Origin of the sequence: Variovorax sp. 278MFTsu5.1 (genome assembly GCF_048305045.1) — a bacterium.
Lineage (GTDB): Bacteria > Pseudomonadota > Gammaproteobacteria > Burkholderiales > Burkholderiaceae_C > Variovorax > Variovorax guangxiensis.
This window is the reverse complement of the sequence record NZ_CP157622.1, coordinates 1,131,180-1,145,105: the sequence shown is the minus strand read 5'-3', so window position 1 is coordinate 1,145,105 and position 13,926 is coordinate 1,131,180. Positions and strand designations below refer to the sequence as shown.

Here is a 13,926-nt window from a genome sequence, read left to right as displayed (position 1 = left end):
CCCCTCGCGAGCGAGGGGGCGAGCGCCTTCGGGCGGCCGGGCGGCGCTCATGCGGCCTCCGTGCGTTCTGCCACGCGAAGAATGGCGCTGCGCGCCCGCGGGTTCCCGCTCACCTCGGCCTCCGAGGGCTTGATGCGCTCCAGCGCGCGCAGCTTCATGACCTTGGGCGCGGCAAACGGCGCGCGGCGGTCGTAGACCTCCTTGGAGTGCTTCGCTATGAACTGCTTGACGATGCGGTCTTCCAGCGAGTGGAAGCTGATGACCGCCAGCCGCCCCCCGGGCTTCAGGATGGACAGGCTGGCTTCTAGCGCCTGTTGCAGCTCTTCAAGCTCGGCGTTGATGAAAATCCGAAAAGCCTGAAATGTGCGCGTTGCAGGGTTCTGGCCCGGCTCGCGGGTTTTGACCGTGCCAGCCACGAGCTCGGCCAGTTCGGTGGTGGTTGAAACTGGGCCCCGTTCTTGTCGGCGAGCAACAATCGCCTTTGCAATCTGAACAGCAAACCGTTCTTCGCCATAGTCACGGATCACCTCTGCAATCTGCTGTAGTTCGGCCGTTGCCAGCCACTCGGCCACGCTCTCGCCGCGCGTGGTGTCCATGCGCATGTCGAGCGGGCCATCGAAACGGAAACTGAAACCGCGCACCGGGTTGTCGATCTGCGGCGAGCTCACGCCCAGGTCCATGAGCAGGCCGGCGACGCTCGCGTCGGGCAGCTCGCCGATCGAGCGGAATCCCTGGTGGCGGATGGAAAAACGCGCATCCGAGATGCGCGCTGCTTCGGCCACTGCTTCCGCATCCTTGTCGAATGCGATGAGCCTGCCTTCCGGCGCCAGCCGCGCGAGGATCGCGCGCGCGTGCCCTCCTCTTCCGAAGGTGGCGTCCACGTAGGTGCCGGCAGCAGCGGCGCTGCCGGATAGAAGAGCTTCCACCGCCTCGCCGAGCAAGACGGTCGTGTGGGTCCAGGGCGTGTTCACGGGGCCCCTCAGAACGCGAAGTCCTGGAATACGTCCGGCATCTCGCCCTGGGTGGCCTCGGCCTCCTTGGCCTCGTAGGTGGCCTTGTCCCAGAGTTCGAAGTGGTTGCCCATGCCCAGCAGCAGCGTCTCGCGCGTGATGCCGGTCGCCGCGCGCAGCTCGGGCGACACGAGGATGCGGCCGGTGCCGTCCATCTCGACGTCCATGGCGTTGCCAAGGAAGACGCGCTTCCACCACTGCGCCGACATCGGCAGCGCGGCGATGCGCTCGCGGAATTTTTCCCATTCGGGACGGGGGAACACCATCAGGCATCCGTGCGGATGCTTGGTGATCGTGAGCTGGCCGCCTGCCGTCGCGCTCAGGACGTCACGATGCCGGGTCGGCACGGAGAGCCGCCCCTTGGCATCCAGACTGAGCGATGAAGCGCCTTGAAACACGACCACGAAACCCCTGTGTTGGGAGTGCTGCGGCACCCGAAAGGGGCACTACCCGCACTTTTTCCCACTTAACTGCACTTTTTTGCACTGTAGCAGGAAACACTTCGGAAGCAACTGGCCGTTTGGGCTATTTTTTGTAATGGAATCAACGACTTAGCGCCGATTCCAAATCCTTGGAATCGGCGAATTTCGTTGAAAATGAAGTACTTAGCTCACGCAGTGAAAGTGATGCGTGAAGGATTCCCCCGTTACAGGGGGAGAGAGAAGCTGCTTCAGAGGATGAAGCGCGAAAGGTCTTCGTCGTGACTTAGTGCCGCAAGGCGCTGGTCGACATAGGCGGCATCGATGCGGATCGATTGCCCTTCGAGGCGGGTCGCGTCGAAGCTTACCTCATCCAGCAGGCGCTCCATCACGGTCGACAGACGGCGCGCGCCGATGTTCTCCGTGCGCTCGTTCACCTCGAAGGCGATGGTGGCCAGCCGGTTCACGCCCTCGGGCGTGAATTCGAGCGTCACGCCCTCGGTGGCGAGCAGCGCCTGGTACTGCTTCACCAGCGAGGCGCGCGTCTGCGTGAGGATGCTCTCGAAGTCCGCCACCGAGAGCGACTGCAGCTCCACGCGGATCGGAAAGCGCCCCTGCAGCTCGGGAATGAGGTCGCTGGGCTTGCTCAGGTGGAAGGCGCCGCTCGCGATGAACAGCATGTGGTCGGTGCGCACCACGCCGTACTTGGTGCTGACGGCCGTGCCCTCCACCAGCGGCAGCAGGTCGCGCTGCACGCCCTGGCGCGACACGTCGGAGCCCTGGGCTTCGCTGCGGGTGGCGACCTTGTCGATCTCGTCGATGAAGACGATGCCGTTCTGCTCTGCGTTGGCGATCGCCTGCGTGCGGATCTCGTCCTCGTTGACCAGCTTGGCGGCTTCCTCGTCGGTCAGGAGGCGCAGCGCCTCGGCGATCTTGAGCTTGCGCATCTTGCGCTTGCCGCCGCCGATCTGGCCGAACATGCCGCGCAGCTGCTCGGTCATTTCCTCCATGCCGGCCGGGCCCATGATCTCCAGCGGCGCACGGGTTTCGGCGAGGTCGAGTTCGATCTCCTTGTCGTCGAGCTGGTGCTCGCGCAGCTTCTTGCGGAAGGCCTGCCGGGTGGCGTTGCTGGTGTCGGTCGCGGTGGAGGTGCCGTCGGCGCTGCGCGCTTGCGGCAGCAGCACGTCGAGGATGCGCTCCTCGGCGGCATCCTCGGCGCGCGCGCGAACCTTCACGCTCTCCGCCTCGCGCGTCTGCTTGACGGCGATCTCGGCGAGGTCGCGGATGATCGAATCGACGTCCTTGCCCACGTAGCCCACCTCGGTGAACTTGGTGGCCTCGACCTTGATGAAGGGCGCGTCGGCCAGTCGCGCGAGGCGGCGGGCGATCTCGGTCTTGCCCACGCCCGTGGGGCCGATCATGAGGATGTTCTTCGGCGTGATCTCGTGGCGCAGCTTGTCGTCGACCTGCTGGCGGCGCCAGCGGTTGCGCAGGGCGATGGCCACGGCGCGCTTGGCTGCCGGCTGGCCGACGATGTGGTTGTCGAGCTCGGAGACGATCTCCTGGGGGGTCATGGACATGGTCAGAGCGCTTCCACCGTATGGTTCATGTTCGTGTAAATGCAGATTTCTCCGGCGATCGCCAGCGATTTGCGCACGATCTGCTCGGCCGAAAGGTCGGTGTTCTCGATCAGCGCCTTGGCCGCCGACTGGGCGTACGCGCCGCCCGAGCCGATGGCGATCACGCCGTCCTCGGGCTCCAGCACGTCGCCGTTGCCGGTGATGATGAGCGAGGTGGTGGCGTCGGCCACCGCGAGCATGGCTTCGAGCTTGCGCAGCACGCGGTCGGTGCGCCAGTCCTTGGTGAGCTCGACCGCGGCGCGGGTCAGGTGCCCCTGGTGCTTCTCGAGCTTGGCCTCGAAACGCTCGAAGAGCGTGAAGGCGTCCGCCGTGGCGCCCGCGAAGCCGGCAAGCACCTTGCCGTGATACAGCCGGCGCACCTTGCGCGCCGAGCCCTTGATGACGATGTTGCCGAGAGTGACCTGCCCGTCCCCGCCGATGGCGACCTGGTCGCCCTGGGGGGTCTTGCGGCGCACGCTCACGATGGTGGTGCCGTGAAACTGTTCCATCGCAGCCATCTGGGGGTGCGCGGCGGCAATGCAACCGCCGCAAGGCGGTGCGGGTTTCAGTTTTTCCTAACGGCCACCGTGGCGTGATCGGCGATGCCTACCAGATTGAACAGCGCGGCAACCAGCCGGTGCACGTCGACGAACTGCACGCGCTCGCCGTTGGCGTCGCGCGTGCGCACCCAGCTCAGCAGCGTGCCTGCGGCGGCGAGGTCCATGCGCAGCAGCGCCGCGCACGAGATGACCGGCGCCGTGGTGTGGCGCAGGTCGTGGTCCAGCCGCTGCCAGTTCGACAGCGACTCGCCCCGCAGGTCGCCCGCCAGCGCGGCAAAACCGCTGTCGGTGGAAGGAAAACTCTCCGAATCGCCGCCGACCGACAGCAGCGACCACACCGAGCTGGGCCGGCTGGCAGGCGGCGCGGCCAGCGTGGTGCACTCGCCCTTCGGGTCTGCCCAAGCGGGCGGCGACACCTCGTAGGTGATGCAGTAGTTGAGCGCCACCAGCTCGAAGTCGTCGGGCAGGTGCATCATGCGCAGCGCCGCGAGGTGCAGTTGCCACCAGACGTCGTCGGTGCCGCGCTCGTTGTTGGGCGCGGCCTCGGACAGCACGGCCAGCAGCTGCGACGAGCCCATGAAACGCAGCTGCACCGGCGAATCGGCCCAGTGGGTGAAGAGCACGCGCAGCGGCGCGGCGGCCTCGGGTTCGATGGCATGCAGGCCACGCCAGTCGAGCGTCCACACCGAGCCCGCCTTCGACAGCGCGCGGGTGAGATCCATGAGGCCTTCGCGCGCGAGGCGCGTGGGGCAGGTCCAGTCGGCGGGAGCGCCGCTTTCGGCGATGCCGGCAGCCTCCTCGCTCGCCGTGACGGCCTTGACGCTGCGCGCCAGCTCTTCCAGCGAGACCCAGTCGGGTCCCATGCGCCGCATGCGCTGCGCATAGCGCATGCGGGCGGCAGCGAACTTGGCGGCGTCGCCGGTGGCGCGGTACAGGTCGAAGAGAGCCCGCCAGCGGTTGTCGTCGCGCTCGGAGGCTGCGTCGGTCGCGCTTTCGACCGGCGACACGCTGTCGGGGGGCGAAGCCAGCGCCTGCAGCAGGATCGCTTCGGCGCCGGTGTCGTCGCCATGGGCGAAACGGATCACCGCTTCCTCGAGCGCGCCATCGTGCGCCAGGCGCGACGACAGCAGCGGCACGCTGGCCGCGACGGCCGGCGCTGCGCCGGCCTCGCCGGCGACCTGTGCCGCCTCCACCGCCAGGGACGGCGGAGCCGGCTCCGACAGCAGTTCGTCGGTGTCCACCGGCGGCAGGGTCTCGGCGCCGGCTTCGGGCGGCGGATTGACCAGCACCTCGCCGTTCGGCCCGCGCCCCTTCCACCACTGCTGCGACATCTGCTGCTCGATCTCGTCGATCTTCTTGAGCGTGAGCGCGCGGCCTTCCGATCTCTCGGAGGAACTGTTGACGTTGAACGAAGACGGCGTGACCGTCGCCTCGAAGGCGTGCGCCGCGGCCTCGCGCTGGCGCAGCTTGCGCAGCATGTCGAACTCGCGCCGGCGAACGAAATCGTTGCGCTGGCGCCGCTCGATCATCTCCTTGAGCATCTCCCGGCTGTAGGTCTGCGCGGGCAGCGAGGAATCGGAGGCCGAACTGGCGGAGGAAGGCGCGTCCAGCTCCGACCAATCCTTCAGGGGATTGCGGACAAACTTGGCCACCTTTGAAAGAAGGCGGCCCGAATCTTCCTTTGGCATTCGGCGGAGGCTATCGAAGACGCTGGCTTTTATCTACCTTGTGCTGGCTTTCAGTCCCCGAACATCTTCTGCTTGAGTTCGCGGCGCTGCTGCGCCTCGAGCGAAAGCGTCGCGGTCGGGCGGGCCAGCAGGCGGCCGACGCCGATGGGCTCGCCGGTCTCGTCGCAGTAGCCATAGTCGCCGGCGTCGATGCGCTGGATCGACTGCTCGATCTTCTTGAGCAGCTTGCGCTCACGGTCGCGGGTGCGCAGCTCGAGGGCATGTTCTTCCTCGATGGTGGCGCGGTCGGCCGGGTCGGGCACGACCACCGTGTCTTCACGCAGGTGCTCGGTGGTCTCGCCGGCGTTCTCGAGGATGCCGCGCTTGAGTTCTTCGAGCTTCAGGCGGAAGAACGCCATCTGCTTTTCGTTCATGTACTCGTCGTCGGGCATGGCGATGACTTCGGCATCGCTCAGTTCCGCGGGCGACTTGGTTTTCCAGTTGTTGGCCAGTTTCGGGTCTTTCTTGATGGCGAGGGGCGGCGGAGGCACCAGCGCGTTGGAATGGCTTTGGGAGAAGGTGGACTTGGCGGCCGTCGACGCCACCGATTGCGGCATCGAGGGGACGGTCAGTTGCGACAGCCGGGACACGCGGCCACCACGCGCGGCGGGAGCGGGCGTGGCTGTTTGAGCGGGCATCGAGGGTGTCGCCGGGGCGGAAGTGGAGGCGGCAGCCGTTTTTTTCATGGGGATCGGGGGGACAGAGGAAACAGCCGCAGGACGGCCGACGGGTTTGGATGACGATGAGCCGGCGTCCGCGGTCTTCGTGGCGGCAGTTGCAGGCTTGGCGGACTTCTTGGTCGCAGCGGTCGCGGCCTTGGCCGGTGGTGCTGCGGGCTTCTTGGACGGTGCGCTCTTCTCCTTGGTCGCGGGACCGGAAACCTTCCTGGCCGCAGGTACAGCCTGCTTCGCAGCCGGCGCCTTCTTGGCGGCGGGCTTGGTTGCTGGCGTGGCCTTGGCGGCGGGTTTCTTCACGGTGACTGGCTCCTTTGACGAACTGGAACGCGCTTTCACTGGGTGTCTCCTCCCATGGGAGCCTCTTGCAGCCTCCAGGCCGCGCAGGCTCCCGTTGTCGGGGTGCCCGCCAAGTGGCGAACCCCGGGGTTATACCCCCGAAAGCCCGCCAGAAACGTACGGCGCCCCGTGCCGGAAGTCACATCTTGTCCTTGGGAGCAGGACGTGGCTTGCGAAACAGGCGCGCGATTGTATAGAGAACTCGAAGCCGCGGGACATGTTCCGGCGCGTCGTCCGACTCCGTTAGCATCGCCCGGCGCCGCCGGAGGGGGCGGCGCGCGGGCCCCGGCCCTTGTCCATATGGCGCAGGGGGCCTATCCGATCATTCCGATCAATCGCAAGACAGATACAAGAAAGCAACAAGCCTTGAACAAGAAAGCAGTTTTGGGAGTCCTGGCCGCGGCCATCGCCGCCGCCTACGGCGGCAGCACCTGGTGGGCCGGGTCACAGATCAAGTCGCGCTACGACACCGCCCTGGACGAGCTGCCCAAGCAGACCGCGCTGGTGCGCGTGACCGAGCGCAAGTACGAACGCGGCTTCCTGGGCGCCGTCAGCACCGTCACGCTGGAAATCGGCTGCGCGGCCGACGCGGCCGCGCCGGCAGCCAGCCAGCCCACCGCTGGCCAGGACGAAGAGGAAAAGGAAGACGGCGAGGAAGACGATACCCCCGCCATCAAGCCGCCGAAGCAGCTGCGCCTGACCATCCGCGACACCATCCACCACGGCCCGCTGGCCGGCGGCACGCTGGCGGCCGCCACCATCGACAGCGAACTGGTGCTCGATCCCAAGACCCAGGCCGAGCTGAAGAAGCTGTTCGGCGAGGCCAAGCCCCTGTCGGCGCGCACCAAGGTCGGCTTCGACGGAGCCTTCACCACCGACCTGACGGTCGCCCCCGCCAAGCTGTCCGAGGACGGCAAGGGCCGTCTCGACTGGCAGGGCCTGCAGGCCCGCGTGAACGTGAACGCCGCGCGCACCCAGGCACGGTACGACCTGAACATGCCCGGCCTCGACTTCAGCGACGTGAAGAGCGGCGTGACCATGAAGATGGGCAAGCTCACCGCCAAGGCCGACATGGACAGCAGCGCCGGCTGGTTCCTGGCCACCGGCAAGACCGAGGGCCGGCTCGACACGCTGGAGTTCGCCGTCAGGAAGAAAGCGGCAGAGGACGGCTCGGAGCCGCCGAAGGCGCTGCCGGCAGTCGTGCTGCAGAACATCGACCTCGTGGGCGACGCGACCATGAAGGACGGCCTCTACGCCTCCACCGGCACCCTCAAGGGCACCGGCAAGATCGGCGAGACGAAGATCGACAAGTTCGAGCTGACCAGCGGCGCGCGCCGCATCCACGGCGCCGGCTACAGGAAGCTGGCCGACGCCTGGATGCAGTCCAGCGCCGCCAGCGGCTGCGGCAAGGGCGGCAGCAAGGCTTCGCAGGCGGCCATGCAGGCGCTGGCCGAGCAGCTCACGCCCGACCTCAAGGCCATGGCCAAGTACGCGCCCGAGGCCGGCATCGACAAGCTGCTGGTCGAGATCGACGGCAAGCGCGCCGAGCTCGGCTACTCGGCCGGCATGGCCGGTGTGACCGACGAAGACCTGCAACTGCCGGGCACGGCGCTGATGATGAAGCGCGGCGTGCTCAAGGCCCACGCGCGGCTGCCCATGAAGTGGCTGGAGAAGCTGGCCGAGACTGGTGCCGAGAGCGGCCAGACGCCGCCGCCCGAAATGGTGGCCGGCCTGGTCGAACAGGGCGAGCAGAGCGGCTTCGTGAAGCGCGACGGCGACGACGTCACCACCCAGGTCGAGTTCAGCGAGGGCAACCTGAAGGTCAACGGCCAGCCGCTGGGCGGAGCGCCCGGCATGAATGGCTCAGGCAAGTAAGCCGCCCTGCCCCAACGGAAAACGGCGCTGGCCTCGTGGGCCAGCGCCGTTTTTGTTTGCTTCAGGAAGCCTTCAGCGGCTCTTCAGGTCAGACCAGGCACTGCTCCAGGCCCTGTTCCAGGATCTCCCGCGGCAGCTCGATGCCGATGAACACCATGCGGCTCTGGCGCGCCTCGTCCTTGCCCCATTCCGGGCCCAGGTCGCTGCCCATCAGCTGGTGCACGCCCTGGAAGATCACCTTGCGCTCGGTGCCCTTCATGCTCAGCACGCCCTTGTAGCGCAGCATGCGCGGGCCGTAGATGTTGACGATCGCGCCCAGGAAGTCTTCCAGCTTGGCCGGATCGAACGGGCGGTCGGCCTTGTAGACGAAGCTCTTGACGTCGTCGTCCACGTGGTGATGGTGGCCATGGCCTTCGTGCTTGTGCGAGGGATGGTCGCAGTGCTCGCCATGCGCGTGGTCATGGTCGTGATGGTCGTGGTCGTCTTCCTTGAGGAAGTCGGGGTCGATGTCGAGCTTGGCGTTCAGGTTGAAGCCGCGCAGGTCGAAGATGTCCTTGAGCGGCACCTCGCCGAAATGCGCCTTCTGCTGCGGCGCGCGCGGATTCATGTGCTTCAGGCGGTGGATCAGCGCGTCGGTCTCCTCGGCGGAGACCAGGTCGCTCTTGCTGATGAAGATCTGGTCGGCGAAGCCCACCTGCCGGCGCGCTTCCTGGCGGTCGTTGAGCTGCTGCGGCGCGTGCTTGGCGTCGACCAGCGTGAGGATCGAGTCGAGCAGGTAGCTTTCGGCGATCTCGTCGTCCATGAAGAAGGTCTGGGCCACGGGGCCGGGGTCGGCCAGGCCGGTGGTCTCGATCACCACGCGGTCGAAGTCGAGCAAGCCCTGGCGCTTCTTGGCGGCCAGCAGCTGCAGCGCCTCGCGCAGGTCTTCGCGGATGGTGCAGCAGACGCAGCCGTTGCTCATCTGCACGATCTGCTCCTTCGACTCGGTCACGAGGATGTCGCTGTCGATGTTCTCCTCGCCGAACTCGTTCTCGATGACCGCGATCTTCTGGCCGTGGGCCTCGGTCAGGATACGTTTGAGCAGCGTGGTCTTGCCCGAGCCGAGAAAGCCGGTGAGGATGGTCGCGGGAATGAGGGCCATGGGGAAAGTGCTCCGGATGCGGAAAACGGGAAATGGGGGCCGTGGAAGGCGCGGCCCGGCAGTTTAGCCAATGCCACTGAGTTGCGTTGGCGGCAGGGTCAAGCCTGCTTCAGGCCGGCTTCCTGACCACCACCAGCCCCTTCAGGTACTCGCCTTCAGGGAATTCGATGGTCATCGGGTGGTCTGGCGCCGCGCCCAGCCGCTCGGCGATGTAGCCGTCCACGCCCGCGTCGAGCCCCGCCGAGGCCACGATCTTGTGGAACAGGTCGGCGCTGATGCCGCCCGAGCACGAAAAAGTCAGCAGCACGCCGCCCGGCTCCAGGATCTTGAGCGCCAGCCGGTTAATGTCCTTGTAGGCGCGCGACGCACGCTCGGCATGCGCCACGGTGGGTGCGAACTTGGGCGGATCGAGCACGATGGCGTCGAAGGTGCGGCCCTGGTCGATGAACTCGCGCAGCACGGTGTTGACGTTGGCGTCGAGGAACTCGGCCTCGATGCCCTGCCCTCCGGCGGCATCGAAGCCGTTGAGCGCCAGATGGCCCCGCGCGCGCTCCAGCGCCGGCAGCGAGGAATCGACCGACACCAGTTGCGCACCCTCGAGCGCGCCCGCGGCCTTGAGCCCCGCCAGCGCCGCGACGGTGAACCCGCCCGTGTAGCAGAAGCAGTTCAGCACGCGCCTGAATCGACGGTGCTGCGCCAGCTCGGCAAAACGCTGGCGGCTGTCGCGCTGGTCGAGGTAGAAGCCGGTCTTGTGGCCGGTGGCGATGTCCAGCGACAGCTTCCAGCCGTGCTCGCGGATGACGATCTCGGTCGGCCCTTCACCGCGCAGCCAGCCCGTGACCGGCTTCAGCCCCTCACGCTCGCGGCCGCTGGCATCGGAGCGCTCGTAGAGCTTCGAAAGGCCCGTGGCCTTCAGCAGCGCATCGGCCAGCGCGCCCTTCCAGCGCTCCACGCCGGCCGAGAGGAACTGCGCCACCAGCGTGTCGCCGTAGCGGTCGACGATCAGCCCCGGCAGGCCGTCGGCCTCGCCGTGCACCAGCCGCACGCCGTCGCTCTGCAGGTCGAACAGGCCCCGCGCCGCCACGGCGCGGGCGCACAGCGAGGCGAGGAAGGCGGCGTCGATGCGCTGTGTCTCGGTGAAGCTCCAGGCCCGCGCGCGGATCTTGGAAGCGGGGCTGAACGCAGCCCACGCGAGAAAAGCGCCGTCGTGCGACTCGACGCGCACCGTCTCGCCGGAATCGGCGCCGCCGCGCGCGATGGCGGATTCGAACACCCAGGGATGACGGCGCTGCAGCGAGCGCTCCTTGCCGGGTTTGAGGCGAAGGGTTTTCATTTTTTCCGTTTGCTTACTTGTTGTTCTCGGGCTTGGCCTTCGCCCGCGGATGCGCCGCGTCGTACACCTTGGCCAGGTGCTGGAAATCCAGCCGCGTGTAGACCTGCGTGGTCGCGATGTTGGCGTGGCCCAGCAGCTCCTGCACCGCGCGCAGGTCGCTGCTGGACTGCAGCACGTGGCTCGCGAAGGAATGGCGCAGCATGTGCGGATGCACCGGCGCCGCGAGGCCGGCCTTGAGGCTGCGCTCGCGCAGCAGCTTCCACACCGCCTGCGACGACATCCGCATGCCCTTGGCGCTGATGAAGAGCGCGGCCGCCGCCTGCGGATCGCGCAGCCGGGCCGTCGTCAGCCCGGGGCAATCGCCGCGCACCGCGAGCCAGTCGCGCAGCGCCTCGGCCGCCTTGCTGCCCATGGGCACGATGCGGCGCTTGCTGCCCTTGCCGAGCACGCTGGCCTCCATCGCGTCCAGGTCGACCCAGCCGCGCGCCGTGCCGCTGGCCTGCGCATCGAGCCCCGTGAGCTCGCTCACGCGCAGGCCGCAGCCATAGAGCACTTCGACAATGGCGCCGTCGCGCGCCTCGGTCCATGGGTCGGCCTCGGGGTCGTACAGCTCGGCGAGCCGCACCGCGTCGTCCACGCCCAGCGCCTTGGGCAGCGGCCGGCGGGCCTTGGGCGCGTGCACGTCCTGCACCGGGTTGAAGCCGATCAGCCCCTCATGCCCCAGCCAGCGATAGAAGCTGCGCCAGCACGACAGCACCAGCGCGATGCCGCGCGGCTCGCGCCCGGCGCTGTGCAGCTGCGCCATCCAGCGGCGGATGTGGGCGGTCTGCACCCGGTCCAGCGGCAGCTTGGCCTCGGCGGCGTGCTCGCGCAGGGACTGCAGGTGAAAGGCGTAGAGCTCGACCGTGCGCGCCGCGAGCTGGCGTTCGACGCGCACGTGCTCCAGGTATTTCTCGATCCAGTCCGTAGGAGTTGGCGGAACGGATGCGACCGGCTCAGAAGAGATAGCCATGAGCCGCATTGTTGATGATGGCCGCCGGCTCGCGCAACGCGCCCTTGGAGAAGGGCCCGAGCGCCTGCCAGCAGGAAGTGGGCGCCGCGGCGTACTGCACGTCGAAGCTTCTGTCGAAGCCGCTCATCTTCACGAGACGCTCGACGCGCCACAGATGAAAGGGCTCCGACACGATGACCACGCTGCGCACCCCCGCCGCCAACAGCAGCGGGCGCGACAGCGACAGGTTCAGCCGCGTGGAGGTCGATGCGGGCTCCAGCACCATCGGCCCGGTGAAACCCGAGGCGATCGCGTGTTCGCCCATCGTGATGGCCTCGATGCGGCTGTCCTCGGAATCCACGCCGCCCGAGAAAGCCAGTTGCCTGACCAGCCCGGCCTTCGCCAGCGCCAGGGCCGTGTCGACCCGGCCGGTCAGGCACGGGTGCGGCTTGCCGTCGAGGTAAGCGCGGCTGCCGAGCACCAGCGCTGCATCGGCCTGCCGCCGGGGCGGATTCGCGAGCAAGTCCTCGGAATGCCGCCAGATGAATGCACCGATGGCCGCGTACACGAGGGCCATAGCCGCCAGCCCACCGGCCAGCACGACCTGCCAGGGCCGCCGCAACCAGCGCGGACGTTTCAAGGACGCAGCCGCGAGAGCGCGCCCGAGGCCAGCTCGGCGATGCGCTCCAGGAAATCGGTGCCCATCTCGGCGTTGAAGCGCTGCGCGTCGGGCGAGGCCAGCACCAGCAGGCCGAAGGCCGGCGACTCGGGGCCGGGGCGCAGCGGAATCAGCGCGATCGACATCGCGGCCTGCGGCTCGGGCAGCCAGCTGGAGGCCTCGAAGCCCGAATTGAGCCCGCAGTAGGGCGAGGTCAGCGAGGTGGCCAGCGCCTTCACGTCGTCGCTCACCCACTGGGCGTAGGCCTCGTTGAGGTATTCGCTGCCGCAGTCCCACACCTTGATGGCCGTCTGCGGCACCAGGAAGAGCGACTGCAGGTCGACCGCGATGCGGTACGGCAGGCTGCGCGGGTCGCGCGTGGTCAGCAGGCCCGTGGTCCAGCGCTGCAGGCGGTCGGCGATCACGACGTTCTCGGTGCCGTGGCGCATCATGTCCATCAGGCGATGCTCCAGCGCCTTGATCTTCTCGCGCAGCATCTCGGCCTGGCGCTCCTGCAGGCTCACGGCGCGGTTGCCGTGCGGGCTGGTGAGCTGCACCTGCGCCAGCAGCTGGGCATGGCGCTCGAAGAAGTCGGGCGTGTTCGCCAGGTAGTTGGCGATGTCGTCTTCGGTGATCGGGTTCATGGCGTTGGCGTCGTTGTTGTTGCTCGTGAAGTGGGTCATGGCAGCTCCGGCACCTCGATGTCTCCCTCGAAGACCGTGACGGCCGGTCCGGTCATCAGCACCGGCTGGCCCTCCCCCTGCCACTCGATCGTGAGGACGCCGCCGTGCGTCTGCACGTCCACGCGGCGATCCAGCAGCCCGAGGCGGATGCCCGCCACCACCGCCGCGCAGGCGCCGGTGCCGCAGGCCAGCGTTTCGCCGGCGCCGCGCTCGAACACCCGCAGCCTGATGCTGGATCGGTCGACCACCTGCATGAACCCGGCATTCACCCGCTGCGGAAAGCGCGGGTGGTGCTCGATCTGCGGGCCCTGCTCGGCCACCGGGGCGGTGTCGACGTCATCCACCACCTGCACCGCGTGCGGGTTGCCCATCGAGAGCACGGCTACGGAAACGATAGCGCTGCCGGCGTGGGTGCCCAGGGCCAGATGCCACTTGTGCCACCCGCCCTCGGCCTGCGGGTCGAGCCCGGCGGGGTCGAAGGGCACGCGGGCGGGTTCGAAGATGGGGGCGCCCATGTCGACCGTGACGCGGCCGTCGGCGCCCATGCGGGGTTCGATCACGCCGGAGAGGGTCTGAACGCGCACCTGCTTCTTCTCTGTCAGGTGGTGTTCGCTGACGAAGCGCATGAAGCAGCGCGCGCCGTTGCCGCACTGCTCCACCTCGCCGCCGTCGGAGTTGTGGATCACGTACTGGAAGTCGATGCCTTCGCCCGGCGAGGGCCGCACGGTGAGGATCTGGTCGGCGCCGACGCCGAAATGGCGGTCGGCCAGAAAGCGGTATTGCGCGGCGCTGAGGCCCAGCGTGCCGCACGTTTCGTCCAGCACGACGAAATCGTTGCCGGCTCCCTGCATCTTGGTAAAGCGGATTCGCATCCCGGGATTATCGCCACGGGCATCG

General features: G+C 67.8%; 13 protein-coding genes. 1 reads left to right on the top strand and 12 read right to left on the bottom strand.

Annotation, left to right across the window (positions count from 1 at the left end; genetic code table 11):
• Nucleotides 1-47: 47 nt before the first annotated feature.
• The 6 genes from rsmH to dksA form a co-directional block, all read right to left on the bottom strand.
• Nucleotides 48-971 (bottom strand): 16S rRNA (cytosine(1402)-N(4))-methyltransferase RsmH, encoded by a 924-nt coding sequence (rsmH, locus tag ABL844_RS04985; RefSeq protein WP_369659599.1) that lies wholly within the window; start codon nt 969-971, stop codon nt 48-50.
• Nucleotides 972-979: 8 nt separating this feature from the next.
• Nucleotides 980-1,408 (bottom strand): division/cell wall cluster transcriptional repressor MraZ, encoded by a 429-nt coding sequence (gene mraZ / locus ABL844_RS04980; RefSeq protein WP_081270207.1) that lies wholly within the window; start codon nt 1,406-1,408, stop codon nt 980-982.
• A 272-nt stretch (nt 1,409-1,680) separates the two neighbouring features.
• Nucleotides 1,681-3,009 (bottom strand): ATP-dependent protease ATPase subunit HslU, encoded by a 1,329-nt coding sequence (hslU, locus tag ABL844_RS04975; RefSeq protein WP_126021419.1) that lies wholly within the window; start codon nt 3,007-3,009, stop codon nt 1,681-1,683.
• Between the two features lie 2 nt (nt 3,010-3,011).
• Nucleotides 3,012-3,557: an ATP-dependent protease subunit HslV gene (gene hslV / locus ABL844_RS04970; RefSeq protein ID WP_418130658.1), complete on the bottom strand. Its 546-nt coding sequence runs from the start codon at nt 3,555-3,557 to the stop codon at nt 3,012-3,014.
• A 56-nt stretch (nt 3,558-3,613) separates the two neighbouring features.
• On the bottom strand, nt 3,614-5,260 hold the full coding sequence (locus tag ABL844_RS04965) for an STAS domain-containing protein (protein WP_418124485.1): 1,647 nt from the start codon (nt 5,258-5,260) through the stop codon (nt 3,614-3,616).
• 86 nt (nt 5,261-5,346) lie between these two features.
• Entirely contained in the window at nt 5,347-6,309 is a 963-nt protein-coding gene (dksA, locus tag ABL844_RS04960; protein ID WP_418130657.1) for an RNA polymerase-binding protein DksA, read from the bottom strand.
• Nucleotides 6,310-6,714: 405 nt separating this feature from the next.
• Between dksA and ABL844_RS04955 the strand changes: the two genes are divergently transcribed.
• Nucleotides 6,715-8,223 carry a YdgA family protein gene (locus ABL844_RS04955; protein ID WP_418130656.1) on the top strand — a complete coding sequence of 503 codons (1,509 nt, stop codon included), beginning with the start codon at nt 6,715-6,717 and terminating at the stop codon, nt 8,221-8,223.
• Nucleotides 8,224-8,311: 88 nt separating this feature from the next.
• Here the strand turns inward: ABL844_RS04955 and ABL844_RS04950 are convergent, their stop codons facing one another.
• The 6 genes from ABL844_RS04950 to dapF form a co-directional block, all read right to left on the bottom strand.
• Complete coding sequence (locus ABL844_RS04950) at nt 8,312-9,364, bottom strand: CobW family GTP-binding protein (protein ID WP_418130655.1); 1,053 nt, start codon at nt 9,362-9,364, stop codon at nt 8,312-8,314.
• 109 nt (nt 9,365-9,473) lie between these two features.
• Nucleotides 9,474-10,697, bottom strand: a complete 1,224-nt coding sequence (locus ABL844_RS04945) for a class I SAM-dependent rRNA methyltransferase (protein ID WP_418130654.1) — start codon at nt 10,695-10,697, stop codon at nt 9,474-9,476.
• 13 nt (nt 10,698-10,710) lie between these two features.
• Nucleotides 10,711-11,709, bottom strand: a complete 999-nt coding sequence (locus ABL844_RS04940; protein ID WP_418130653.1) for a tyrosine recombinase XerC — start codon at nt 11,707-11,709, stop codon at nt 10,711-10,713.
• A complete protein-coding gene (locus tag ABL844_RS04935) occupies nt 11,693-12,328 on the bottom strand; it encodes a YdcF family protein (protein WP_418130652.1) in 636 nt (211 codons plus the stop codon). Before ABL844_RS04935 ends, ABL844_RS04940 begins: the two co-directional genes overlap by 17 nt.
• A complete protein-coding gene (locus ABL844_RS04930) occupies nt 12,325-13,029 on the bottom strand; it encodes a DUF484 family protein (protein WP_184634711.1) in 705 nt (234 codons plus the stop codon). Before ABL844_RS04930 ends, ABL844_RS04935 begins: the two co-directional genes overlap by 4 nt.
• Nucleotides 13,026-13,901 carry a diaminopimelate epimerase gene (gene dapF, locus ABL844_RS04925; RefSeq protein ID WP_418130651.1) on the bottom strand — a complete coding sequence of 292 codons (876 nt, stop codon included), beginning with the start codon at nt 13,899-13,901 and terminating at the stop codon, nt 13,026-13,028. The genes ABL844_RS04930 and dapF overlap by 4 nt, the downstream gene beginning before the upstream one ends.
• Nucleotides 13,902-13,926: the final 25 nt, after the last annotated feature.